This is a genomic window from Aristophania vespae, assembly GCF_009906835.1.
Classification (GTDB): Bacteria; Pseudomonadota; Alphaproteobacteria; order Acetobacterales; family Acetobacteraceae; genus Aristophania; species Aristophania vespae.
In genome coordinates, this window is record NZ_CP047652.1 from 481,253 (window position 1) to 505,352 (window position 24,100).

A 24,100-nucleotide genomic window follows, 5' to 3' on the forward strand; every position below is an offset into this window, starting at 1 on the left:
TAGTGATGGTCTTAGTTTCTGCATTTAAGAATTATCTGAGTTTTTAAGTCCATCTAAGCGAAGTCATTATTTCAGGGTCTCATATGTTTTCACGCCTTGCACGTGCTATTTTCGGTTCCGCCAATGATCGTTATTTAAAACGTTACCAAAAGCGAGTCCCTGACATTAATGCTTTGGAGCCTAAAATTCAGGCTCTCAGCGATGAAGAGCTGCGTTTAAAGACTGGTGAATTTAAAGAGCGTCTCTCTAAGGGAGAGAGCCTGGATGACCTCTTGGTAGAAGCTTTTGCCGTTTGTAGAGAGGCGTCAAAGCGTGTTTTGGGAATGCGCCATTTTGATGTGCAGCTCATTGGTGGTATGGTTTTGCATGAAGGACGCATTGCTGAAATGCGTACAGGCGAGGGTAAAACACTCGTTGCGACACTCCCCGTTTATCTCAATGCCCTTACTGGTAAGGGTGTGCATGTCGTTACTGTAAATGATTATCTGGCCCGACGTGATGCTGAGGAAATGTCTCAGCTTTATGGCTTTTTGGGCCTTAGTACTGGTGTAATCGTCCCTGATTTATCTGATGATGAGCGCCGTAAAGCTTATTCTTCCGACATTACATACGGCACTAATAACGAGTTCGGCTTCGATTATCTTCGCGATAATATGAAATATAGCCTTGATGAGATGGTGCAGCGTGACTTTAATTATGCCATCGTCGATGAGGTCGATAGTATTCTCATTGATGAGGCAAGAACGCCGCTAATCATTTCAGGTCCTGCTGAAGATAGTTCTGATCTTTACCGTCAAGTCGATCTTGTAGTGCTTAAATTAGTCGAAGATCCTGAGACATACGATAAAGACGAAAAATTACGCACTGTCACTTTAACCGAAGCAGGGTCAGACCGGGTTGAAGAATTACTCAAAGAAGCCGGTGTGCTGAGTGATGGTGGTCTTTATGATGTGCAAAATGTAGCAGTCGTTCACCATGTTCAGCAATCCTTACGCGCTCATACGTTATTTTCACGCGATGTCGATTACATCGTGCGTGATGGTAAACTCATTTTAATTGATGAATTTACAGGCCGTATGATGGATGGTCGGCGTTATTCCGATGGTTTGCATCAAGCGCTTGAAGCTAAAGAACATGTTGAAATCCAGCAGGAAAACCAAACTTTAGCCTCCATCACGTTCCAAAACTATTTCCGCCTTTATCCCAAATTGTCTGGCATGACCGGAACGGCTATGACCGAGGCGGATGAATTTGCAGAAATTTATAAATTAGATGTTGTTGAAATTCCCACCAATTTGCCCGTTAAGCGCCAGGATGGGGATGATGAAGTTTACCTCACTGCGGGCGAAAAATATAATGCTGTCGCACAGTTAATTGCGCAAATTAATGCCAAAAAACAGCCTGTGCTGGTGGGAACAACCTCTATTGAAAAGAGCGAATATTTATCCTCAATCCTTCAGAAACATAAAATAAAGCATAGTGTTCTTAATGCCCGCCATCATGAAAAGGAAGCGAGCATTGTGGCTCAGGCTGGGGCTCCTGGCGCCATAACTATTGCGACAAACATGGCTGGCCGTGGCACAGATATTAAGCTCGGTGGTAATGTTGAAATGCTGGTCAAACAGCGCACGGCCGAAATTGAGAATGACGAAGAGCGCAATCTTCTGGCTGATCGTATTAGAGAAGAAGTTGCCCAAAACCGTAAATTGGTCGAATCAGCAGGCGGGCTTTTTGTCATTGGTACTGAGCGCCATGAAAGCCGCCGCGTTGATAACCAGTTGCGTGGTCGTTCAGGCCGCCAGGGTGACCCAGGAAATTCACGCTTCTTCCTGTCATTAGAAGATGATCTTATTCGCATTTTTGGTACTCACCGCATGGGCGGTATGATGCAAAAAATGGGCTTAAAAGAGGGAGAAGCGATTATCCATCCCTGGCTTAATCGCGCCCTTGAAAAAGCACAAAAGAAAGTCGAAGCACGTAACTTCGATATGCGTAAAAACACGCTCAAATATGACGATGTCATGAATGACCAGCGCCGCGAGGTTTATGCTCAAAGGCGTGAATATATGGCGTCAGATGATCTTTCACCGATCATCAAAGATTTAAGACGTTATGTTATAGAAGAGCTGGTTCAGGACCATATTCCTGAAAAATCATTCCCAGAAGCCTGGGATATGAAAGGCCTTCATCAAGAAATTATGCGCGTCTTGGATCTGGACCTTCCGGTAGAGGAATGGTCACATGAAGATGGTATTGATGAAGAACATATGATTGACCGCATTGAAGCAGAGGCGGTGAAAGCTCATGCTACACGCTCTGCCTTAATGGGTCCCGACATGATGCGTATGGTCGAAAAGCATGTGCTCTTAACGTCATTTGACAGCGCCTGGAAAGAGCATCTTCATGCTTTGGATCAGCTGCGCCAGGGCATTGGTTTAAGGGCATATGGACAGCGCGATCCATTAAATGAATATAAGCATGAAGCCTTTCAGATGTTTAAATTCATGCTTTCAGAAATGCGCTTGAGAACAGTCCAGACCCTGTCACGTATACAGACAGTGTCTGAAGCCCCTCAAACACCTGAATTCCCTGCTAATGCACATTATGAAACCGTTCCAGAAAGTGAAAATGACATAATCGATGCTGAAACTTTAGCTTTATGGAATAATCAAACACCGCGTAATGCCCCATGTCCTTGTGGTTCTGGGTTAAAATTCAAGCATTGTCACGGTAAAATTATCTAACTTTTGATATGTAACTTTTTGAGGAGATGAGAGGTCAATGGCCGGCCATTCCCAGTTTAAAAATATTATGCACCGTAAAGGCGCGCAGGATGCTAAGCGTGCCAAACAATTTGGTAAAGTCATTCGTGAAATAACGGTTGCTACGCGCTCTGGTCTTCCTGACCCGGCCATGAATCCCCGTTTGCGGGCCGCTATTATTGCTGCACGCGAAGTGAATATGCCTAAAGACACCGTAGAGCGTGCTATTCGCAAAGCTTCCGGCGCTGCCGGGGGTGATGACTATGAAGAGGTTCGTTACGAAGGTTACGGTCCTGCCGGTGTTGCAATTATTGTCGAAGGTTTGACAGATAACCGCAATCGCACTGCTTCTGAAGTACGGGCAGCTTTTTCCAAGCATGGTGGCTCTATGGGAGAAGCTAATTCTGTTTCTTTCATGTTTCAGCGCCTTGGCGTTGTGACCTATCCTCTCGATGTGGCGAATGAAGACGAAATGCTGGAAGCTGCCATTGAGGCAGGAGCGGATAATGTCGAGGTTGTTGACGGTTTCCATGAGATTACGAGCTCAATGGAAGCGCTCTTCACCGTTCGCGATGAGTTAGAAAAGCGTTTTGGTGAGGCACGTTCGGCCAAACTAGACTGGCGCCCTGAAACGACTGTTTCTCTGGATGAAGATAAAGCACGTTCAGTGTTAAAACTCATTGATGTGCTCGATGAAAATGACGATGTGCAGGCTGTGTACGCTAATTTTGATTTGCCAGACGAGGTAGCAGAGGCTTTATCAGCTTGATACGTCTCATTGGTATTGACCCCGGCCTGCGTTTTATGGGCTGGGGTGTTATTGAGGTTGAAGGTAACAGGTTACGCCATATTGCTGATGGTGTTTTAGCGACAGATAGTGCGGATTCAGTCCCTCAGCGTTTATGCACCCTCCATGAAGGTTTGAAAAATCTCATAGAAAATTTCGCCCCTGTTGAAGCCGCTGTAGAAGAGACTTATGTTAATCGTAATGGTTCTTCTACTCTAAAGCTTGGTTATGCTCGTGGTGTAGCTCTTTTAGTGCCCGCTCTGGTAGGGCTCCCTGTAAGTGAATATGGGGCTATGGCTGTCAAAAGATCAGTCGTGGGTACAGGAGCAGCTTCCAAAGAGCAGGTAACTATGATGGTAAGAAGGCTTTTGCCTGGAGCAATAATTAAACGTGCAGATGCTTCTGATGCTCTTGCTGTTGCAATCTGCCATGCTCATTATCGTGCAAGTGCCTGTAGAGTGGTTCAGGGAGTGAGAATGGCATGATAGGACAGCTTACCGGCTTTGTTGGACAAGTTGAAAATGACTGCTGCATTATTGACGTCAATGGTGTTGGTTATGTCGTTTTCGCCTCTACCCAAACTTTGGGGCAACTGGCCAAACCCCCAGAAATAGCCCGTGTTTTCATTGAAACAATCGTAAGGGAAGATGCAATTCAGCTTTACGGTTTTGCTGAACTAGAAGAAAGAGAGTGGTTCCGCTTATTAACAACGGTACAGGGCGTTGGTTCTCGCGTGGCTTTGGCAATTTTGTCCGTTAGCCAGCCTATACAGTTGCTTCAGGCTATTAATGCGAGTGATAAACAGGTTTTTACACAGGCTGCTGGTGTTGGGCCGCGTTTAGCAACGCGTATTTTGACTGAGCTAAAGCCCAAGGTTGCAAAAATGCCAGGGAGTTCTCAAAATCTGCAAGCCCCCATTCTGGACTCTGCACCGGGGGCAAGTATCGAGGCAGATGCACTGATGGCGCTTGAGGGATTAGGATTTCGTCGTGCTGAAACTTGGCCTGTGGTTAGTCGTCTCATAAGTGAAAATAAAACATCAGGGCTTGATCAAATTATTCGTCTCTCCTTGCAAGAGTTAGCACGTTCATGATGGATGAATGGGAAACACCAACCAACCGTGCCCCAGAAACTGACGCGGTGCGGCAGCCAGAAGACGCAGCTGATGCGAGCTTGCGGCCTCAAACCCTGGCTGATTTTACAGGTCAAAAAGCAAGCCGGGAAAATCTGTCTATTTTCATTAAGGCAGCTAAATCTCGTGGTGAAGCTTTAGACCATGTTTTACTGCATGGCCCGCCAGGTTTGGGTAAAACCACCTTGGCTCAAATTGTCTCACGAGAGCTGGGGGTTGGTTTTCGTGCAACGTCAGGGCCTGTGATTCAAAGAGCTGGTGATTTAGCGGCTATCTTAACCAATCTTCAGCCGCGTGATGTTTTATTCATTGATGAGATTCATCGTTTGCAGCCAGCTATTGAAGAAGTCCTTTATCCCGCGATGGAGGATTTTCAGCTCGATCTCATTATAGGGGAAGGGCCGGCAGCACGCTCAGTACGTATTGATTTAGCCCCCTTTACCTTGGTTGCAGCAACGACGCGGGCAGGTCTTTTAGCAACGCCATTACGTGACCGTTTCGGTATTCCCTTAAGGTTAGTGTTTTATACCCCAGAAGAGTTACGCTTGATTGTCTCGCGTGGCGCAAAGAAACTGGGCATGTCTCTAACACCAGAGGGTGCTGAGGAAATTGCTCGCCGTTCTCGTGGAACACCACGCATTGCAGGGCGGCTTTTGCGCCGTGTAAGAGATTTTGCTCTTGTGTCTAAAAAAGACGTCATAGACCGTGAGACAGCCGATATAGCTTTGTCTCGCCTGGAAGTAGATGCGCATGGTTTAGATGCAATGGACCGGCGTTATTTACGCCGCATTGCCGAACATCATCATGGGGACCCGTAGGGGTAGAAACCTTGGCCGCTGCTTTGGCCGAAGCCAGAGATACGTTAGAAGATGTTGTTGAGCCTTATCTTATCCAGGAAGGTTTGGTGTTGCGTACTTCAAGAGGGCGTATGTTGGGCGATCCTGGATGGCGTTATCTTGGGCTAAAACCACCCACCGATTCACCAACCCTTTTTTAGCAAGGGCGTCTATGGCTCACCATATAAAATTTCGTGTATATTATGAAGATACCGATGCTGGAGGCATTGTCTATCATGCGCGTTATCTCGGCTTTGCCGAGCGTGCTAGGGCAGAGGCTTTAAGAGAGTTAGGCCTGGCTATCGGTGAATTGGCTGAAAAAGAAAATCTTGGTTTTGTTGTTGCCAACCTCTCTATTCACTATCATCGTCCGGCTAAATTAGATGATGTTCTCGAAATAGAGACATGCCTTGTAGAGGCCAAAGCGGCCAGGTTTATTTTACAGCAAAATATTTTTACTGAGGTTAATTCAGAAAAACTTCATATTGCTAGTTTAAAAGTGGAACTCGTTTCTATGGCAATGGATAGATTAAAACCTGTGAGATTGCCTGTTGAAGTTAAAAAGCGATTAGAACAACTAAGAACAGATAATTAACCTGAACGATCGGTAATAAAAAATCCCTTTCACCTTTTGTGGCGTAATGCCATGTAAGAAGATAGACCTTGCATGAAAGAATCATTGTCAGGATTCTGATGCCCGGAACTTTGAAAAAATATCAGGAGAAAGCAGAGTGGACCAAGCGGTGAGTTCAAGTGCTCTAGGGGCTGTTAGCGCTGTGGGGTTATCGCCGGTACAATTATTCTTACATGCTTCCATCGTGGTTAAATTAGTCATGATTGGCCTTGTGGCATGTAGCATATTTGTTTGGGCGGTCATTGTTGAAAAAATCCTTCTTATCCGTCGTATCAACCACGAGGCTGCGTCTTTTGAAGATCTGTTTTGGTCTGGAGGGTCTCTTGATGATCTTTATGAAACAGAGGGTGCACGCCCTGTACATCCTCTGGCAGCTGTTTTTGGCGCAGCTATGGGAGAATGGCGTCGTTCATCGCGTATAGAAGGGATTGATATGGTGCGGGGCGGTACGCAAGAACGTATTGATCGTGCCATTAATATCACGATTGCCCGTGAGGAGGATCGCCTTTCTCGTTATGTGACAATGCTTGCCACAATTGGCCCAGTTGCACCATTTGTCGGGCTATTTGGCACAGTATGGGGCATTATGCATGCTTTCGGCTCAATTGCCGCAATGCATAATACAAATCTTTCAGTTGTTGCTCCTGGTATTTCCGAGGCTCTTTTCGCAACGGCAATTGGTCTTATAACAGCCATACCCGCTTATGTTGCCTATAACCTTATTACGCGTTCATTAGATAATTTTTCAGAGCGTATGCAGGCGTTTGGCACTGAATTCGCTGCCATTCTTTCTCGTCAGTCTGAAGAACGTAAAGCTGGAAAGAACTGAAGATCATGGCGATGTCAGGAGGAGGAGGGCGATTTTCCGGTCGCCGCCGTCACAGGCCCGCTTCGGAAATCAATGTTACGCCTTTGGTCGATGTCATGTTGGTGTTGTTGATCATTTTTATGGTCACGGCCCCTATGATGACAAGCGGTGTTAATGTTGATCTTCCTAAAACAAGCGCCAGTCCCGTTAATACTGATAGTAAGCCCATAACTGTTTCCTTACGTAGCGATGGAAACCTGTTTTTGGGTGATGAGCCTGTTACGGCTGAAGAGTTGGTAGATCGTCTTAAAAAAGCTGCCAATAATGACTCAACCAGACGCATTTTTGTGCGTGCGGATGCAAAGATTGATTACGGACAGGTCATGCGTGTTATGGGGCAGATTACGACCGGTGGTTTTAGCCACGTAGCCCTGCTTGCCCAGCAACCCCCAAGTGGCCCTTAATTAAAGTCCTAGGAGCGCACTGTGCAGCCCGGAATATTTTACGATAATAGGGGGCTAAATTCCGAAAAGCGTTTAACGCTTGTTGGAACGGTGCTTTCTATCATGGGGCATGGGGGAATTTTAATAGCGCTTTTATGGAACCATGTGGCTCCATTGCCTGAACCTCCACCGCCACCACCTGTTGAAATGGTTTTTGATACACAAGGTTCAGCGGCTCCTCCAATGAAATCAGCTCACAAGGCTAAGGTTCCTGCACCATTTGCTAAAGAGGAGAGTGAAGCGCCTCCCTCTCAGGAACCACCTAAAAAGGCGCCTCATGAGCCACCGCCACCAACAGCGCCACCACCACCGCGGGCATCATCAGTGCCTAAACCTTCCAAGACGCCTGTAAAAACAGACATTCAGCAAAAAGCTGAGCTGCACGAAAAAGGGGAGGTTAGTGCTGAACCCAAAAAGCAAAAGGTGGTCAAGCAGAAAGTGGCTGATATTAAAGCCCCGTCACCTTCAGTTACAAAACCTATTTTAAAGCCACAGGCCTCAAAAACCCACCAACCGAATGAAGCTAAAAAAGCACAATCAGATAGCCATTCCTTGCTGGCCACTTTGGATAGTTTTCGGTCTGAACAAAAACAGACCCAGCCACCAAGAGCCAAGGCTAATCCGTCACAGGGTGGTTCTCCTAAAGGTGGGGGAGATCCAGATGGTGATACGCGTTCTTTGAATGCGGGAGAGCAAAAAGCTATCGGCGCTTCCGTACGGCGTTGCTATCAGGAGGATACGGCGGCGAAAAATTATGCAAGCTTTATGGCGCGCATGATCGTAACAGTAGATGCCTCAGGAGAAGCCAGAATTGCGGTTTTTGCGCCTGAGACAGCATCACGTATGGCTTCTGACCCCTCTTATCGTGTGTTGGCTGAGCGTGCTCGTGCGGCTGTATTAAGTCCAACCTGTTCACATTTGCCAGTTCCTGCCCGTTTACTGGGGAAAACCCGGCAATTTCGTTTTGTGTTTAGACCATAATTTTACAAACTCGAGGTAACTGCATATGTCATTTTTTACCGATGCTGAGTCTGAAAACCTAAAAAAGCATTTTACTCGTCGCACTGTCTTGAGTGGTGCTGCTATGGGGGGTGTTGCCCTGGGGGGCGTTATGGCGACGCCATTAGGGGCTTTTGCCGCTGGTCAGGATAATGCGCCTGGTGCTCCTGAAATAACAGTTGATCAGGCGCATCAGGCACCTATTCCGATTATTATTCCTAACTTTGGAGCAGGTTTAGGAAGCCGCATTTCCGATGTTATTTCCTCTGACCTGAGCAGCACTGGGTTGTTTCAGGTCATGTCAGGTGATGTTCCTTCAGGAAGTCAACCTGATTTTGGTGCGTTAAAAGCACGTGGGGCCCGTGCTGCTGTGGCGGGAAGTGCAAATGGCACAAATAATGTTCGTGTTGAAATGAGATTATGGGACGTTGTTGCAGGTCAGCAACTGCAAGGGACGGCCTATACAGCATCAGAAACAAATTGGCGGCGTATTGCCCATATTATTGCTGATGTCATTTACAAACGTCTTTTAGGCGAGCAAGGTTATTTTGATACACGCATTGCTTATATTGCCCGCACAGGCCCGCGTCGGAAGCAGATAACGCGTCTTGCCATTATGGATCAGGACGGAGCGAATCCGCATATTTTAAGTGATGGAAAATGGCTCACATTAGAGCCGCGTTTTAGTCCGATCAGCCAGCAAATAGCTTTTTTATCCTACGCAAAAAATAGACCTCGCGTTTATGTTTATGATCTTAATTCTGGTCAGGAAACATTGTTTGGTTCCTTTGAAGGCATTTCATTTGCACCACGTTTCTCACCAGATGGAGGGACCATTATCCTTTCAGTGACAACACGTGACGGGGGTCTGATATTTATAGAATTGAGACTGCTACTCAACAACGCATACGCCTAACGAGCGGTCCTGGCGTTATTGATACAAGTCCCTGCTTTAGTCCTGATGGTCAAAAAATTGTCTTTAATTCCGACAGGGGCGGTAGTCCGCAACTTTATATTATGGATGCCACAGGAGGAAATGTGCGTCGCCTTTCTTACGGAAAAGGGCATTATGGTTCTCCAGTATGGTCCCCCCGTGGCGATGTGATTGCCTTTACGCGTCTTAATCAGGGTCAGTTCTCACTTGGGGTTATGAATCCTGATGGCACGGGCGAGCGTATTTTGACACAAGGCTTTACGGTAGAAAGCCCGAGTTTTGCTCCTAATGGCAGGGTCATAGCTTTTTGTCGTCAGAGTGCTTCAAGAGCAGGTGGTGTAGGATTTAGTTCCACAATTGGTGTGATTGATGTGGCTGGGTTTAACGAGCACGTAATTCCAACCTCCACTGGTGCTTCCGATCCTTCTTGGTCACCTTTTAGACAATAAGAAAGAGACCGTAAATCAGATGCCCTCGAAAGAGGGTGCTTGACAGTTTTTAAAATACAGGATTAGCATCACTTCCTGAAGCTTATCTTAAATTAAGAAGGCTTTTTTCATTTGGCTCTTTTCAGAGCCTTCCTAAGGTTGAAGACATGAAATTCAAGGCGTTTGGTATTATCGGTTTGACCCTTGCTCTGGCAGCTTGCGGTAGCTCCTCAGATCATAAAGGGGACAGCTTAGGGAACGGTATGTCTCAGCAGGCTGATATGGGGCCTGTACCTGGTAGTGAAGCAGATTTGGTCGCTAGTGCTGGGGACCGCGTCTATTTTGCTCTGGCACAAAATCAGCTTAGCTCAGAAGCGCGTGCAACCCTTGATAAACAGGCTGCTTGGCTGCAACGTTATCCTCAGGTGAGCATTGTCATTGCAGGAAATTGCGATGACCGTGGCACAGAAGAGTACAATATTGCTCTGGGTCAACGTCGTGCTAATGCTGCAAGAGACTATTTGCAGGCTCGTGGCGTAAGTGCATCACGTATCAGCACCATCTCATATGGTAAAGATCGCCCTACAGTTGATGGCGATAATGAAGAAGCATGGGCACAGAATCGTAATGCTATTACATCGGTTCGCTAACGCGAACTGAGCATTTTGCTCATAGAGATTTTTTTAGTAGAAAGGCCAGGAGGGGCATAATTCCCCCAAATGGCCTTTTTTATTTTTGGCTAAGGAAGAAGAGGTAATATATGTCACGACTTGCTATTTTAAAGCAGATTAAAAATTCTCTGTCTTTAATGTGCCTTGTTTCGACTTTCCCTTTTGCCACGGCCTATGCCGATAATGGTCTGTCGCGTGAGGATATATTACGGCAACACCAACAATTAGAGCGTCAGAAGGCTGGTTATTCTTCTGACTCGCAGGATGCTCTAGCCCCTCCCGTCGCTTCTGACTCAGCTATTAATGCCTTATCTCATTCTTCTCATAATGGTGCGGTAAATTACGGGGCAAATAATGATGCCACATCTGATAATCTGGTCGCACAGCTCTTAGAGCGTGTGAATAGCCTGGAAAACCAGGTGCGGGGAATGAGAGGAGAGCTGGATCAGCTTAATAATCAGGTTCAGCAAAACCAGGCAGATATGAAAAAGCAAATTGGTGACATGCAGTTTGCTCAGCAAAATGGATCATCTTCTCATAGCAATTCTGTACCGGTAGCTAAGCCAGCTGCTAAGGGGAATGCGAATATAAATAATGGTACCCCTAAACCATCCTTAACGCCTATTAAGTCTGGGCAGGATGCACTTGCCGCACAGCGTTTTAGTGATGCAGAATTTTACGCGCGTGAGGCTTTAAAATCAGCCAAAACGGCAACATTGAAAGCTGAAGCCGATTATCTATTAGCGCGTGCTTTGGCGGGACAGAAAAATTATCGGCAATCAGCAGTTTCTTATTTTGACGCCTATAATAAAGCTCCTAAATCAGGCCGGGCACCAGAAGCACTCTTAGGTGTTGCTGCATCAATGATCTCCCTTAAAAATAATGCTGCTGCGTGCGAAGCTCTGGATAAACTTTCCAGAGAATTTCCAAATGCAAATGCCCGAGTTAAATCCTCACAAAAGGTTTTCCGTGCCCGCGCTGCCTGTCACTAAAGATGAATTTGCTTCCCTTATAAATAAACTCGGTCCTTTTGGGCCAGATGATCCCAGATCTCCTCTTGCTTTGGCTGTTTCAGGCGGAGGGGATTCCCTGGCTCTTGCTTATTTGGCAAGAGGGTGGCGAAAGCATATTATAGCTTTTATTGTTGATCATGCTTTGCGAGCAGAGTCCCGTCAGGAGGCAGAGTTAACACAAAAGCGGCTCGAAGCTATGGGGGTTCCGGCACATATTTTAACTTTAGATAGTTTAAAAACAGGTGGGTTGCAGGAAAGAGCACGGGACGCTCGTTTTGCTATTTTGGAGCGTGCTTGTAAAAATGCCGGAGCAACTGCTTTAGTGCTTGCTCACCATGAAGCAGATCAAGAAGAAACAATGTGGATGAGGGTGGAGAAAAAGAGCGGTAAAAGCGGATTAACAGGTATTGCCCCTAGATTATATCGCGGTAGAATTGCTCTCATTCGTCCTTTTTTGTCCATTCGTCCCGAGCGTTTGAAAGAAACATTGCGACAGGCAAATATAGCCTGGTGTGAAGATCCCTCAAATCATAATAGACGTTTCAAACGTGTACAGCTGCGCCAGGATCTTACTGACCTAGAACGACATGAAATGAGGTCTTTACAGGTAAAGTCGGTGCTGGATTATCGACGTGATGAAAATGACGTGGCAGAGCTTTTGGCCCGCCATGCATCATGGCAAGCTGAAGGGTGGATTATTTTGGAAAGCAAAGCCCTGTCTGTTGATGATCATAATATTTCTCAAAACTTATTAGGCCGTTTAATCAGTCTTGTTGGTGGTAATCCTTACATTCCTAGCCGTGCGCAATTAGCTATGCTGAAAGAAAATGAACAGGGTACGCTAGGAGGGGTCATCGTAAAAAAACAGCTTTCGCACAATTTTAAAGGCCGGCGAGACTATAAAGAGCCAAAAACAAATCTGTTATTTATGCGTGAAGAGCGTTCTCTCGAAGGGTTTTGTCCAGCAAAGTCAGGACAGCTATGGGATAATCGCTGGCTGTATCTTGGCCCTGATCGGACAGATTGTCAGATTGGGCCTTTAGGTGAGAAGGCTTTGTCACTTCGTGTAAATAGAGAGGTTCCCGCAGCCGTTCTTAAAACAGTACCAGCTCTTTGGCATAAAGGAACTGTTGTGAGTGTGGCAGAAGGCGTAAGAGGGCTTATAAAAGATTTACCAAGGGAGAATTTTTCATGGGAGAGCCGTGTCATAGTAACAGGCACCAGGCTATTTTAACGAATATTACAGCACTTTAAGAAAGTTTATGCAGTTTTTACTTTCTTTTCCTCTAGGAACAGCCCAAGAAAGTCTTATCTTTAAAGCATGAAGTTTAAGACACTAACTCCTTTTTGCCCCATACTGAGTGAGGTCATAAGATTAATATGAACAACATTGGTCGTAACGTTGTGATTTGGGTCATCGTCATCATGGCGGCCATCGTTGTGCTGACGGCCTTTCAACCTGGTGGAAACCGCCATGCTGTTCAACAGCTGGCTTATTCTGATTTCATGCATGATGTGGAACAGCACCAGGTACGCTCAGTCACTATTCGCGAGCAAAATATCTCTGGCGTTTTAACGAATGGCACTTCGTTTGAAACATACGCTCCCTTTGATCCTGCTATGGTCTCTAGTTTGACCAAGGCTGGAGTAGAGGTCACAGCAAAGCCTCCCCAAAGCAACGAAAGCCCTATTCTCCGTTACGTTGCAGCATATCTGCCTATTATTTTGATGCTGGGTTTGGGCTTTATGATTTTTCGGCAAATGCAGGCAGGTGCCGGTGGGCGCGGTGCAATGGGTTTTGGTAAATCCAAAGCCCGCTTGCTTAACGAAAAGCAAGGGCGCGTGACTTTTGCCGATGTTGCTGGAATTGACGAAGCCAAGTCAGAGCTCGAAGAAATTGTTGATTTTTTGAAAGACCCTCAAAAATTCACAAGACTTGGCGGTAAAATTCCAAAAGGTGTGCTGCTTGTCGGGCCTCCTGGCACAGGTAAAACGCTTTTGGCGCGTTCTGTCGCGGGTGAAGCCAACGTGCCTTTTTTCAGCATTTCCGGCTCTGACTTTGTCGAAATGTTTGTTGGTGTCGGGGCGTCGCGTGTGCGCGATATGTTTGAGCAGGGTAAAAAATCCGCCCCTTGCATCATCTTTATAGATGAAATTGATGCTGTGGGCCGTCATCGTGGTATTGGCCTTGGTGGGGGTAATGATGAGCGCGAACAAACCTTGAACCAAATGCTTGTCGAAATGGATGGCTTTGAAAGTAATGAAGGGGTAATTATCATTGCGGCAACAAACCGCCCCGATGTGCTTGACCCCGCTTTATTACGTCCAGGTCGTTTTGACAGACAAGTTGTAGTGCCTAATCCAGATGTGAGTGGACGTGAGAAAATTCTGCGTGTCCATATGAAAAAATTACCGCTTTTCTCTGATGTTGACCCGCGCGTTATTGCTCGTGGCACGCCAGGATTTTCGGGTGCTGACCTAGCCAACCTTGTTAATGAGGCCGCTCTTTTTGCGGCAAGACAGGGAAGCCGCTCTGTTTCTATGGCTCAGTTTGAGCAAGCTAAAGACAAAGTGATGATGGGCGCTGAAAGACGCTCCATGGTCATGACAGAAGAAGAAAAAAAGACAACAGCCTTCCATGAAGGTGGACATGCTCTCTGTGCCTATTTAACGCCGGGAAGTGATGCAATTCACAAAGCCACGATTATTCCGCGTGGACAGGCATTGGGCATGGTGATGACATTACCTGAGAAGGATAACATCTCTTATAGTCGTAAATGGTGTCTTGCACGTCTTATTATTGCCATGGGGGGACGTGTTGCTGAGGAAGTTATATTTGGCCATGAAGAGGTAAGTGCTGGGGCGTCTGGCGATATTAAAGGCGCTACCGATATTGCACGCCGTATGGTCAAACAATGGGGAATGAGTGACCGTTTGGGGATGGTCGCTTACGATAATCCTGATGATGTGTCTTCTCATATGGCTAACGAGATTGACAAAGAAGTACGCCTGCTGATTGACACAGCCTATGACCAGGCACGCCAGTTGATCCTTTCTCATATTGATGATTTACATCGTCTTGCTGAGGCTTTGTTAGAATATGAGACACTGACTGGTGAGGAAGTTGGACGCATTATTCGCGGTGAAGCAATAAGTCGAAGCGAAGATGGTGAGAATTCATTAGCTGGTAAAAAAGGGTCTGTGCCTGTCATTAATGCACCAGAAGGTGGGTTAAGAGCACAAACTATTTGACAATTTAGATTATAGTCTGAATTCAGGCGCTGAACGGAAACGTTTGGCGCCTGTTTTTAATGGAATTATTTAGTCCGTAAATCAGTATCTATGTAGTTTAACACTATGGACTGCTAAAAAAGTTAGGGGAGTTGTACTTGATGGCCAATCAAAGAGTTTTTTTTGGAACCGATGGAATCCGAGGCCAAGCAAACACATCTCCTATGACTGTAGAAGTTGCTCAAAAACTTGGTCAGGCTGCTGGTCTTTATTTTAAACACCGTCAAAATCGGCATACTGTTGTTTTGGGCAAAGATACAAGATTATCTGGCTATATGATTGAGTGCGCTCTGGTAGCGGGATTTTTATCAGCAGGCATGGATGTTACTCTTGTTGGGCCGTTACCTACACCGGCTATCGCGTTTTTAACGCGCTCTTTGAGAGCTGATATTGGTGTCATGATTTCTGCCTCTCATAATCCTTTTACGGATAACGGGATCAAGCTCTTTGGCCCAGACGGATTTAAGCTATCTGATGCTGCTGAAAGCGAAATAGAGTCATTAATGACTGATGATTTAACATCGTCTCTCGCACCCCCGAGCGAAATTGGACGTGCTTCTCGTCTTAATGATGCTGCTGGTCGCTATATTGAATTTGTAAAAGCGTCTTTTCCTCGTGGTTTGCGCCTTGATGGCCTTAAGATTGTGTTGGACTGTGCTCACGGCTCAGCCTATCGTGTTGCGCCTGAAGCTTTATGGGAGCTAGGGGCTGAGATTATTCGTGTTGGTTGTGAGCCTGACGGGGTGAATATTAATCACAATGTAGGTTCAACCCACCCTCAAACCGTGTGTGATGCCGTCAAAAAACATAAGGCCGATATTGGAATCGCTCTTGATGGCGATGCTGATCGTGTTCTGATTGCAGATGAGAATGGTGAGCTTATAGATGGTGACCAGATTTTGGCCCTTATAGCTCGGTCCTGGCAAAAAAGAGGTCAGCTTCGTGGTCAGGAAATTGTAGCAACAGTTATGTCAAATATGGGGTTAGCAAAATATCTTGAAGATATGGGTCTAACACTGTTCCGTACTGCTGTTGGTGATCGCTACGTTGTTGAGCGCATGCGTCAAGCAAGCGCTAATATAGGGGGAGAGCAGTCAGGTCACGTCGTACTATCAGATTATAGTACAACAGGTGACGGGCTTGTAGCGGCTCTTCAGGTGCTTGCTGTGATGATTGAATCGAAAAAGACAGCAAGCGAAGTGTGTAATGTTTTTAAACCATATCCGCAAATGTTAAAAAATCTGCGTTACAGTGGGCCAAACCCCATGAACAAGCCCGAAATGAAAGAAATTAATCAATGGGCTAACGAACAGCTTGATGGGCAGGGCAGGCTAGTTTTGAGAGCAAGCGGCACAGAGCCCCTTATTCGCGTCATGATTGAGGCTGAAGACGAAAATCTAGTTCAGACGCTTGTTCAGCAGGTTTGCGATAAAATTAGCAAGATAACCTAGTTGCTATCTTTCTAATTCTTCTAACCAGCTTTTTAATAAAAAACCCTTCTTTCTCTATGAAAGAAGGGAATATCAAAACATAAAACAGGCTTTGCCTCACTTTTAAGAGTGAGGCTGTAGAGCAGGGATAGAGGCATTTGTGTTTGTAGATGTATTTTCTGTTACATCACGCATAATATAGCCGCGACCCCAGACGGTTGAGATAAGATTATCTACATCATATGTCTGAAGTTTGCGTCTTAATTTGCAGATGAAAACGTCGATTATTTTCATTTCAGGTTCGTCAATACCACCATAAAGATGGTTCAAGAACGTATCTTTTGTAAGAACAGTGTTTTTACGAATAACTAGCAATTCTAAAATTGCGTATTCTTTACCTGTAAGGTGAAGTGGTTTGCCGTGAATACTGACAATCCTACTTTCAAGATTAAGTTCTAACGGGCCAACTCTTAATAAAGAATCTGCAAAACCTCTCGTCCGGCGCATGATGGCTTGGCACCGCGCGACAAGTTCTTCTGGGTCAAATGGCTTAACAACATAGTCATCTGCCCCAAGATTGAGGATTTTTGTTTTAACAGGTCGACGTCCTACAGCAGAAACAACGATAATAGGCACATTTATTTGCGATCGGCGCGCCATACGGATTAGGTCTGCGGCGTCCATATCCGTAAGATTTAACTCAGTTATGAATAGGTCATAATCATAATGCCTAAGCATATCCATAGCTTCTTCACCTGTAGAAGTGCGTTCCGTGGTGTAAGAAGCATTGGAAAGAAGTTTCGTTAATTGGTTCGCTGAGGAGAGGTCACTCTCTGCAATCAAGACACGCATCGTTTAAGTCTCCTATTACATAGGTTGTAATTAGAGGCTCTAATAATGAAAAATGCAACCTATGATTGTTTTTTTAGGCATCAAATTACCCGACCAAGTCAATAATTTTCTTTCAGACTTTTTTGAGTAGATAAAAAATAAATTGGGAAAATTAATTAATTTTACATTAAAATAAGTAAAATTTCTTACTGTAATAAGTAAATATAAAAATGATAAATGTAATTATGCCACAAATCAAAAAGGCTGATTTTAGATAAAAACCTTCTTTTTAAAAGATTGTTTAATTATAGGAATTATGATTTTATCAGAACTTTCAAAGGGATTTCACATATTGGACTTGTTTTGGAACCATCCTAAAGAAGGTAAGAGCTTAGCTTATGGCTAAAAAAGACCAAAATCCTACACTTAAGCTTTTTTACACCTTACTAGAACGTGAGGACAATGCCGCTATGCAATTAGAGGATGCTGAAAAAGATCTAATGAACCGGTTATTAGAAGCAAGCTATCCTAACTCTGGCGATGATGTTGTGGAAGAATTTAGTCGTTGGCTTCCTATTGGCAGGCGCAATATCGATATTGCACGCCAACGACTCGCTTCAATTTCTCTTGAGAGGGGCTTTGTAAGACAGGCTCTCGTTCTAGAAGCATCTGACCCATCCGATTCGGATGCGGAGTCGTAGCTTCTAAAAAATATATATTACATCCAGAATTCAAAAGCTCTCTATTAATAGCTTAAGTTAATTTTTCTTCTGGTTCTCTTTCAAAGACTGCAAAATTGCCGAAGACGAGCCAATTAAGGCACATATCACTGGATAAGCCTTATCTCTTACCAAAAGTAAAAAGACCTTTTTTTGATTTAGAAAAAGGTCACTTTCAATCTCGAAGATTGCGGGCGGTCTCTTTTCTGACTCATGTCCACCTAGTGTAATGAAAGTTTTTGCGGCTTCCTGTAGAAAATGAGCCGAAATTTTTTCTAGAGCTATTAATAGAGCTTCATCGCTATATGCGGGTTGCTCATGGCCTTCCCGTGTTTTTAAAGCGTCCCAGTCCTGTCGTATAATGAAAGAGGGTATGCCATCTTCTTGTGTATGGCGCTCAGCCCGGACGATTTGTCCGGACTGAGAAAGCCCAATAATATCGAGAGATGGCAAAGAGTTGGGGTCAAGCGTTATAGACACAGATTTACACCCATTCTCCCTGGCGCATTAAAGGGTAAGACTGGCCGTTTTTGATACCATCAACATCTATTTGACCAGAACCAACCATCCAATCAATGTGGATCATAGATTGATTAGCGCCGCGTCGTAAAAGCTGGTCCTCATTTTGTCCATCTGTATCGGAAAGACATTTTGTATAAGATTGCCCTAAAGCGATGTGGCTGGAGGCATTTTCGTCAAAGAGCGTATTTCTATAAAGAATACCGCTTTGAGAAATAGGAGAGGAGTGAGGCACAAGGGCAACTTCACCAATCCGCCTTGAGCCTTCATCTGTATCTAAAATACGCTCAAGGACATTTTGCCCTTGGCTGGCATGGGCCTCTATAATTTTTCCTTCTTTAAAATGAACCTGAATACCATCAATGAGCGATCCCTGGTGGAAAAGAGGCTTTGTGCTAGAAATCACACCATCCACACGGGTGCAATGAGGTGTCGTAAATACCTCTTCTGTAGGTATATTAGGGTTACAAATAATGCCTGATTTTGTCTCTTCAGCGCCGCCTGCCCATAAGTGTCCATCAGCCAAACCGATCGTAATATCTGTGCCAGGGCCTTTAAAAGCTAAAGCGTCAAAGCGCTGTTCATTAAGCTGGGATGAGCGGGCATGAAGTTGCTTATTATGATTTTTCCAGGTCGCTATTGGGTCTTGTGTATCGACGCGGGATGATGTGAAGATTCCTTGCCATAAGGCCTTCAGTGCGTCTTCTTCTGACAAATCTGGAAAAACTTGCTGAGCCCATATTGCATTAGCGGCAGCGACAATAGTCCAGTTTGTCGCAAATTGGGTAATAATTTCCATAGCGGGGCGGTTAGCCTTTGAGCTCGCTTTGCTCGATCGCTGGATATAATCAGGGTTTTGACCTTTAAGTAAGGTTGGATTACCCCCTGTTATAGCGAGGCGTGCGGCGCCTTCACGGTAAGCACGAGCGATTCCGTCAGCAAGCCATTCATTCGCGACATCAAAGCTTTCGGGTGAGGCATATTGGTAGCGGGCGAGAGTCGTCTCGTCATCGTTAAAAAAGGTTGTGACGAGAGAGGCACCGGCCCGATAAGCGTGCTCGGTAATACGGCGTACAAGCGGTGCTGCATCTAAAGAGGCTGTAATAAGGAGTTGCTGCTGCGGCACAAGATTAAGTCCGATACGCACAGCAACTTCACCAAGGCGGTCAAGTAATTGTTCATGAGAGAATTCTGTCTGAGACACGGTATTACACTCTGGGTTCTTTGTTGAAATATGACTTATAAAGTGAGCATAAATCATTTTGAGTGCAATAAGAGCATTCTGGCCCAGATTATTTTAACATTAATAAAACCGCTTTAACCCAGATAAACCTTCTCGAAGTAAAATTGTTCAATCAGCGTAGAGCGCGTAAATTTTATGCTGGGACGTTTTGACTGAGTCGTCTGGCCTTTTTTGCGATGAACTTAATATATCGGTGCTCAGCTCACTAATTCTACGTCTAATGCTATTTTTCAAAGCCAGAGATGTATGGGGTTTCATATGTTCCAAAACATCACGCAACTCTTTTAGCTGTTTCTTTTTTTCATCAAGATTACGACGAATGGGGCGATTTTCAGATAACATTCTGTTGCCAAAGCGCATTGCCACAAACTCCTCTTAATTAGGTAAGATCATATTCTCTGCCTGACATTTCAGGCAGAACATCCTCCTTTGCAGTATTAAGGAGGAGTCTTACTGTCCGATTAAGAAAGAGATTTTCTTTTAAATCAGTTCTTTTGGTGAGTATCTCAAACTGGTTTTAAACTAGGATTTTCCAGAATTTTTCTTAAAATGCGAATTAGGTTTTCACAGTCCTGGTCCGAACCGATTGTAACACGTAGCCACTCTTGAATACGCGGTACAGATGAGAGATGCCTTACTATTATAGACTGATCTCTGAGACGATTATGAAGAGTCACTGCCGAAAATTCTGGATGGTGTATTAAAATAAAATTTGCCTGAGATGGCAGAATTTTAAAACCAAGTGCTTCAAGTTGAGGAATCAGTTTTTCCCGCGTAGCGACGATATGTCGAACAGTTTTGCCAAACCACTCTTCATCTAAAAGAGAAGCAACAGCACCGGCCTGAGATGTACGAGGGAGGGGATAAGAGTTGAAACTGTCTTTAACACGGGTCAGGGCTTCAATAAGCTCTGGGGCTCCTAAAGCATATCCAACGCGCAATCCTGCCAGGCCAGAAGATTTAGAAAAAGTGCGAACAACCAGTAGATTGTCATAATTTTTGATGAGCGAGACAGCAGTTTCAGCCCCAAAATCTACATAGGCCTCATCAATAATGACAACACAATCAGGTTGAGATTTTAGAAGCTGTTCAATAGCGTCAAGAGGTAAGGCAATTCCTGTATTGGCATTGGGATTTGCAATTGCAATTCCACCGCATGGCCCCTGATAGTCTTCTACCGCCAGGCAAAAATCCTCCTTGAGGGGAATATGCCGATAGCTAAGGCCGAAAAGTTCGCAATAAACAGGATAAAATCCGTAAGTAACATCTGCGAAGAGAATATCATTTTCTGGCCTAAAAAAGGCACGAAAAGCGTGAGCCAGAACTTCGTCAGATCCGTTACCAACAAAAACATTATCAAGTTTAAGGTCAAATTTATCCGCAATGACTTCGCAAAGTTTTCGGGCTGTTGGATCAGGGTAAAGGCGAAGATCCTCATTTGCAGCATTTTTGATGGCTTCTATCGCCTTAGGGCTTGGTCCATAAGGTGACTCATTTGTATTGAGCTTTGTAAGATTTAATAAATGTGGCTGCTCTCCAGGAATATATGGATGTAATTTGTGAATGGAAGGGTTCCATAAACGGCTCATAAAATCTGCCCTACGAAAAAAAGCGAAGCTAAAAAAGAATATTTTGCCGCGTTGTATGAGGGAAAATCCCTCCATTACACTGCTAAGCTACAATGCCAAATTACATTGTGAATGAGTGTTATGAGAAAAGATGCTCTAATCCCTGCCGCTGTGCCAAAATACGTGCTGAAACATCTTCAATGTCTTTATGGTCGGGATTAGCCCCAGCTTTCAAGAGCTTGGTAACCATGGCTTCACGGCCAAACATGACAGCAAACATAAGTGGGGTGCGTCCTGCATGATTAGGCTTATCAACCGAGGCCCCATGTTCAATGAGTAAATCAGCTATCGTGTCAAACCCTTTAAAAGCAACGCCTGATAGGGCCGTAGCACCTTTAAGATCTGCTGCGTCAGGATTAGCACCTTTTTCTAAAAGTAACTTAGCGGCTTCCAAATTATCATTATATGTCGCTACAATCAGTGGCGTGTATCCGCGACTGTCAATGCAATCAACTGGCATACCTGCTTCAAGAAATTGTGAAAGCAGCTCAGTATCGCCACTTCTGGCAGTATCTATGAATAAAGCTGTTATCTGTTCTGGAGTAAAATTTATTTTATGATCAGTCATAATTTTTCCTGACTTATAATGCGGGGTAGTAAGATTTTATTACCTAACAAAGTGGTTTAAACTGTTTACTTCAATGAGTTTTACAAAACAGCGAAAAGAGTCGAAATCGACTCATAATAAACAGACACAAAATCGTGTTCCAGGTAAATTTTTGCTTTTTAGGCATTGCGTTACCCACCGGTCCACGCCAACTCTAATGGCGTTGGTGTTTTGGGACTGGACAGAAAGATAAAGAAGACTAATTCTGTACTAGTTGCCGTTTATTGATTAAGGATTTCTAAAGTGACTAACTCGCTATCGAAACTATGTATCGACACTATTCGAACTCTGTCGATGGATGGAGTAGAGCGTGCGAAATCCGGCCACCCAGGCACAGCCATGGCGCTTGCTCCTGCAATGTATGCCCTATGGCAACATGACATGCGCTATGACCCTGCAAATCCGCTATGGCCCGCACGCGACCGCTTCGTTCTTTCTGGCGGTCATGCTTCCATGCTCTTATATTCTCTTATTCATCTTGCTGGTATTAAATCTGTAGAATCAGGGAAGGTCGTCGATAAACCCTCTCTGAGTGTAAAAGATCTCGAATCTTTCCGTCAGTTAGATTCCCTAACCCCAGGCCATCCTGAATATCATCACACCTCTGGGGTAGAGACCACGACAGGGCCTTTGGGTCAGGGTTGTGGTAATTCTGTTGGTATGGCGATGGCAGAGCGCTGGTTTGCAGCTCGTTATAACCGTCCTGGATTTAAGCTCTTTGATTATCACGTCACGACATTCTGTGGTGATGGGGATATGATGGAAGGAATCGCATCAGAAGCTGCTTCTATGGCAGGGCATCTGGGATTAGGTAATCTTACATGGATCTATGATCGCAATCATATCTCCATTGAAGGATCAACCAATCTTGCCTTTACCGAAGATGTTGGTAAGCGCTTTGAAGCTTATGGCTGGCACGTTGTCCATATTGATGATGGCAATGATCATGAAGCTATTTTGGCCGCTCTTAAAGAGTGCAAAAATGTTAAAGACAAGCCTAGCTTAATTGTCTTAACAACTGTTATCGGCTTTGGTGCTCCTAAAAAGGCCGGCACGGCATCTGCCCATGGTGAGCCGCTTGGAAATGAAGAAATTATCGGCGCCAAGGCTTCTTATGGTTGGCTCAAAGATGCGCCTCCTTTCTATGTTCCTGAAGGTGTAAAAGAACATTTCGCTGAAGGTTTGGGCCGCCGTGGCGCAAAAGCAAGTGCGGAATGGGATAAGCTTTTTGCAGAATATGGCCAAAAACACCCTGAACTGGCAGCAGAATTAAAAGCAATCTTTGCTGGTGAGTTACCTCAGGGTTGGGATAAAGACCTTCCTGTTTATGAAACCAATGAAAAAGGCGTAGCCTCGCGTCAAAGCTCTGGCGAGGTGCTTAATGCGGTAGCGAAAAATCTGCCTTGGATGATTGGTGGTTCGGCCGATCTGTCCCCTTCTACAAAAACAACCATTAAAGACGGTGGGTCCTTCCAACCAGAAAAATGGAACGGTACTTATAGCGGGCGTAATATCCATTTTGGTGTGCGTGAACATGCCATGGGTGCGATTTGCAACGGTCTGGCTCTTAGCGGGCTGCGGGTGTTCTGCTCAGGCTTCCTTATCTTCTCAGATTATATGAAGACGCCAATCCGTCTTTCTGCTCTGATGAATCTACCAGTGAGCTATGTGTTTACTCATGATTCTATTGGTGTGGGTGAAGATGGCCCAACACATCAACCCATTGAACAGCTTGTTCAGCTTAGGGCAACGCCAAACGTCACTTTAATGCGTCCATCTGATGCAAATGAAGTGACAGAAGCATGGCGTTTCTTGATACAGCATAAAACAGGTCCTGTTGCTCTTGCTTTGAGCCGCCAGAACCTGCCGACTATTGATCGTTCAAAATATGCGCAAGCCTCTGGCCTGACAAAAGGTGCTTATGTGCTTGCTTGCTGTGGCCAAACACCAGATGTCATTCTCATGGCTTCCGGTTCTGAAGTAGGGTTGGTTGTTGCGGCTTATGAGCGCCTCAGAGCAGAAGGCGTTAAAGCGCGTGTCGTCTCTATGCCAAGTCTCGATCTTTTTGAAGAGCAGGATCAGGCTTATCGTGACAGCGTCCTTCCTCCTTCGGTTAAGGCAAGAGTTGGCGTTGAAATGGCATCGCCTATCGGTTGGGACCGTTATGTAGGTCCAGAAGGCAAAATGATTGCTATGCCAGGCTTTGGTGCCTCCGCACCAGCAGGTCAACTTATGAAGAAATTCGGCTTTACTGTTGATGACGTTTATGAGGCCGCCAAGGCTTTATTGGCAGCTCGTCACTAAAGTAAGATTTAAGGAAAAGAA

21 protein-coding genes and 2 pseudogenes are annotated in these 24,100 nt (G+C 45.1%); 17 read left to right on the top strand and 6 right to left on the bottom strand.

What is annotated here, in order from left to right; translation table 11 throughout:
* Positions 1–83 precede the first annotated feature (83 nt).
* The 15 genes and pseudogenes from secA to glmM all read left to right on the top strand — a co-directional run bounded on the left by secA (position 84) and on the right by glmM (position 16,249).
* Positions 84–2,744: a preprotein translocase subunit SecA gene (gene secA, locus GT348_RS02170; protein WP_160618316.1), complete on the top strand. Its 2,661-nt coding sequence runs from the start codon at positions 84–86 to the stop codon at positions 2,742–2,744.
* 37 nt (positions 2,745–2,781) lie between these two features.
* On the top strand, positions 2,782–3,531 hold the full coding sequence (locus tag GT348_RS02175) for a YebC/PmpR family DNA-binding transcriptional regulator (protein ID WP_160618317.1): 750 nt from the start codon (positions 2,782–2,784) through the stop codon (positions 3,529–3,531).
* The gene (gene ruvC, locus GT348_RS02180) at positions 3,528–4,034 is read left to right on the top strand and encodes a crossover junction endodeoxyribonuclease RuvC (RefSeq protein ID WP_160618318.1); all 507 of its coding nucleotides are present in this window, start codon (positions 3,528–3,530) and stop codon (positions 4,032–4,034) included. Before GT348_RS02175 ends, ruvC begins: the two co-directional genes overlap by 4 nt.
* Positions 4,031–4,642 (top strand): Holliday junction branch migration protein RuvA, encoded by a 612-nt coding sequence (ruvA, locus tag GT348_RS02185; RefSeq protein WP_160618319.1) that lies wholly within the window; start codon positions 4,031–4,033, stop codon positions 4,640–4,642. Before ruvC ends, ruvA begins: the two co-directional genes overlap by 4 nt.
* Positions 4,642–5,678: pseudogene (ruvB, locus tag GT348_RS02190) on the top strand (Holliday junction branch migration DNA helicase RuvB). The gene ruvA and the pseudogene ruvB overlap by 1 nt, the downstream one beginning before the upstream one ends.
* 11 nt (positions 5,679–5,689) lie before the next feature.
* Positions 5,690–6,112, top strand: coding sequence for a YbgC/FadM family acyl-CoA thioesterase (locus GT348_RS02195; RefSeq protein ID WP_160618320.1), 423 nt, complete (start codon positions 5,690–5,692; stop codon positions 6,110–6,112).
* Between the two features lie 136 nt (positions 6,113–6,248).
* Entirely contained in the window at positions 6,249–6,980 is a 732-nt protein-coding gene (gene tolQ / locus GT348_RS02200) for a protein TolQ (protein WP_160618321.1), read from the top strand.
* 5 nt (positions 6,981–6,985) lie between these two features.
* Complete coding sequence (tolR, locus tag GT348_RS02205) at positions 6,986–7,423, top strand: protein TolR (RefSeq protein ID WP_160618322.1); 438 nt, start codon at positions 6,986–6,988, stop codon at positions 7,421–7,423.
* Positions 7,424–7,525: 102 nt separating this feature from the next.
* Entirely contained in the window at positions 7,526–8,443 is a 918-nt protein-coding gene (locus GT348_RS02210) for an energy transducer TonB (RefSeq protein ID WP_160619409.1), read from the top strand.
* 25 nt (positions 8,444–8,468) lie between these two features.
* Positions 8,469–9,844 (top strand): annotated as a pseudogene (gene tolB / locus GT348_RS02215) (Tol-Pal system beta propeller repeat protein TolB).
* A gap of 146 nt (positions 9,845–9,990) precedes the next feature.
* A complete protein-coding gene (gene pal / locus GT348_RS02220; RefSeq protein ID WP_160618323.1) occupies positions 9,991–10,473 on the top strand; it encodes a peptidoglycan-associated lipoprotein Pal in 483 nt (160 codons plus the stop codon).
* A 110-nt stretch (positions 10,474–10,583) separates the two neighbouring features.
* Positions 10,584–11,486, top strand: a complete 903-nt coding sequence (locus tag GT348_RS02225; RefSeq protein WP_160618324.1) for a tol-pal system YbgF family protein — start codon at positions 10,584–10,586, stop codon at positions 11,484–11,486.
* The gene (gene tilS, locus GT348_RS02230) at positions 11,464–12,741 is read left to right on the top strand and encodes a tRNA lysidine(34) synthetase TilS (RefSeq protein WP_160618325.1); all 1,278 of its coding nucleotides are present in this window, start codon (positions 11,464–11,466) and stop codon (positions 12,739–12,741) included. Before GT348_RS02225 ends, tilS begins: the two co-directional genes overlap by 23 nt.
* A gap of 146 nt (positions 12,742–12,887) precedes the next feature.
* Positions 12,888–14,759, top strand: a complete 1,872-nt coding sequence (gene ftsH / locus GT348_RS02235) for an ATP-dependent zinc metalloprotease FtsH (protein WP_160618326.1) — start codon at positions 12,888–12,890, stop codon at positions 14,757–14,759.
* Between the two features lie 140 nt (positions 14,760–14,899).
* Positions 14,900–16,249 (top strand): phosphoglucosamine mutase, encoded by a 1,350-nt coding sequence (glmM, locus tag GT348_RS02240; RefSeq protein WP_160618327.1) that lies wholly within the window; start codon positions 14,900–14,902, stop codon positions 16,247–16,249.
* A gap of 102 nt (positions 16,250–16,351) precedes the next feature.
* On the opposite strand, the gene GT348_RS02245 is transcribed toward glmM, so the two are convergent.
* Positions 16,352–17,080 carry a response regulator transcription factor gene (locus GT348_RS02245; RefSeq protein ID WP_160618328.1) on the bottom strand — a complete coding sequence of 243 codons (729 nt, stop codon included), beginning with the start codon at positions 17,078–17,080 and terminating at the stop codon, positions 16,352–16,354.
* A gap of 377 nt (positions 17,081–17,457) precedes the next feature.
* On the opposite strand from GT348_RS02245, the gene GT348_RS02250 reads away from it, so the two are divergent.
* Positions 17,458–17,760, top strand: a complete 303-nt coding sequence (locus tag GT348_RS02250) for a hypothetical protein (RefSeq protein ID WP_160618329.1) — start codon at positions 17,458–17,460, stop codon at positions 17,758–17,760.
* A 57-nt stretch (positions 17,761–17,817) separates the two neighbouring features.
* Here the strand turns inward: GT348_RS02250 and GT348_RS02255 are convergent, their stop codons facing one another.
* The 5 genes from GT348_RS02255 to GT348_RS02275 all read right to left on the bottom strand — a co-directional run bounded on the left by GT348_RS02255 (position 17,818) and on the right by GT348_RS02275 (position 21,736).
* Positions 17,818–18,258: a hypothetical protein gene (locus GT348_RS02255; protein ID WP_160618330.1), complete on the bottom strand. Its 441-nt coding sequence runs from the start codon at positions 18,256–18,258 to the stop codon at positions 17,818–17,820.
* 4 nt (positions 18,259–18,262) lie between these two features.
* Complete coding sequence (locus GT348_RS02260) at positions 18,263–19,558, bottom strand: aminopeptidase (RefSeq protein WP_160618331.1); 1,296 nt, start codon at positions 19,556–19,558, stop codon at positions 18,263–18,265.
* Positions 19,559–19,648: 90 nt separating this feature from the next.
* A complete protein-coding gene (locus tag GT348_RS02265) occupies positions 19,649–19,900 on the bottom strand; it encodes a hypothetical protein (RefSeq protein WP_160618332.1) in 252 nt (83 codons plus the stop codon).
* 146 nt (positions 19,901–20,046) lie between these two features.
* Positions 20,047–21,129 carry a histidinol-phosphate transaminase gene (gene hisC / locus GT348_RS02270; RefSeq protein ID WP_160618333.1) on the bottom strand — a complete coding sequence of 361 codons (1,083 nt, stop codon included), beginning with the start codon at positions 21,127–21,129 and terminating at the stop codon, positions 20,047–20,049.
* A gap of 118 nt (positions 21,130–21,247) precedes the next feature.
* Complete coding sequence (locus GT348_RS02275; RefSeq protein ID WP_160618334.1) at positions 21,248–21,736, bottom strand: ankyrin repeat domain-containing protein; 489 nt, start codon at positions 21,734–21,736, stop codon at positions 21,248–21,250.
* A gap of 333 nt (positions 21,737–22,069) precedes the next feature.
* Between GT348_RS02275 and tkt the strand changes: the two genes are divergently transcribed.
* Positions 22,070–24,079: a transketolase gene (gene tkt, locus GT348_RS02280; protein ID WP_236646596.1), complete on the top strand. Its 2,010-nt coding sequence runs from the start codon at positions 22,070–22,072 to the stop codon at positions 24,077–24,079.
* Positions 24,080–24,100 lie beyond the last annotated feature (21 nt).

Excerpts from the sequence above, each read along its gene's own strand:
- secA (WP_160618316.1), top strand. The coding sequence starts at position 84 with ATGTTTTCACGCCTTGCACGTGCTATTTTCGGTTCCGCCAATGATCGT.
- GT348_RS02175 (WP_160618317.1), top strand. The coding sequence starts at position 2,782 with ATGGCCGGCCATTCCCAGTTTAAAAATATTATGCACCGTAAAGGCGCG.
- ruvA (WP_160618319.1), top strand. The coding sequence starts at position 4,031 with ATGATAGGACAGCTTACCGGCTTTGTTGGACAAGTTGAAAATGACTGC.
- GT348_RS02195 (WP_160618320.1), top strand. The coding sequence starts at position 5,690 with ATGGCTCACCATATAAAATTTCGTGTATATTATGAAGATACCGATGCT.
- tolR (WP_160618322.1), top strand. The coding sequence starts at position 6,986 with ATGGCGATGTCAGGAGGAGGAGGGCGATTTTCCGGTCGCCGCCGTCAC.
- GT348_RS02210 (WP_160619409.1), top strand. The coding sequence starts at position 7,526 with ATGGGGCATGGGGGAATTTTAATAGCGCTTTTATGGAACCATGTGGCT.
- pal (WP_160618323.1), top strand. The coding sequence starts at position 9,991 with ATGAAATTCAAGGCGTTTGGTATTATCGGTTTGACCCTTGCTCTGGCA.
- GT348_RS02225 (WP_160618324.1), top strand. The coding sequence starts at position 10,584 with ATGTCACGACTTGCTATTTTAAAGCAGATTAAAAATTCTCTGTCTTTA.
- ftsH (WP_160618326.1), top strand. The coding sequence starts at position 12,888 with ATGAACAACATTGGTCGTAACGTTGTGATTTGGGTCATCGTCATCATG.
- glmM (WP_160618327.1), top strand. The coding sequence starts at position 14,900 with ATGGCCAATCAAAGAGTTTTTTTTGGAACCGATGGAATCCGAGGCCAA.
- GT348_RS02245 (WP_160618328.1), bottom strand. The coding sequence starts at position 17,080 with ATGCGTGTCTTGATTGCAGAGAGTGACCTCTCCTCAGCGAACCAATTA.
- GT348_RS02250 (WP_160618329.1), top strand. The coding sequence starts at position 17,458 with ATGGCTAAAAAAGACCAAAATCCTACACTTAAGCTTTTTTACACCTTA.
- GT348_RS02260 (WP_160618331.1), bottom strand. The coding sequence starts at position 19,558 with ATGATTTATGCTCACTTTATAAGTCATATTTCAACAAAGAACCCAGAG.
- GT348_RS02265 (WP_160618332.1), bottom strand. The coding sequence starts at position 19,900 with ATGCGCTTTGGCAACAGAATGTTATCTGAAAATCGCCCCATTCGTCGT.
- hisC (WP_160618333.1), bottom strand. The coding sequence starts at position 21,129 with ATGAGCCGTTTATGGAACCCTTCCATTCACAAATTACATCCATATATT.
- GT348_RS02275 (WP_160618334.1), bottom strand. The coding sequence starts at position 21,736 with ATGACTGATCATAAAATAAATTTTACTCCAGAACAGATAACAGCTTTA.
- tkt (WP_236646596.1), top strand. The coding sequence starts at position 22,070 with ATGGATGGAGTAGAGCGTGCGAAATCCGGCCACCCAGGCACAGCCATG.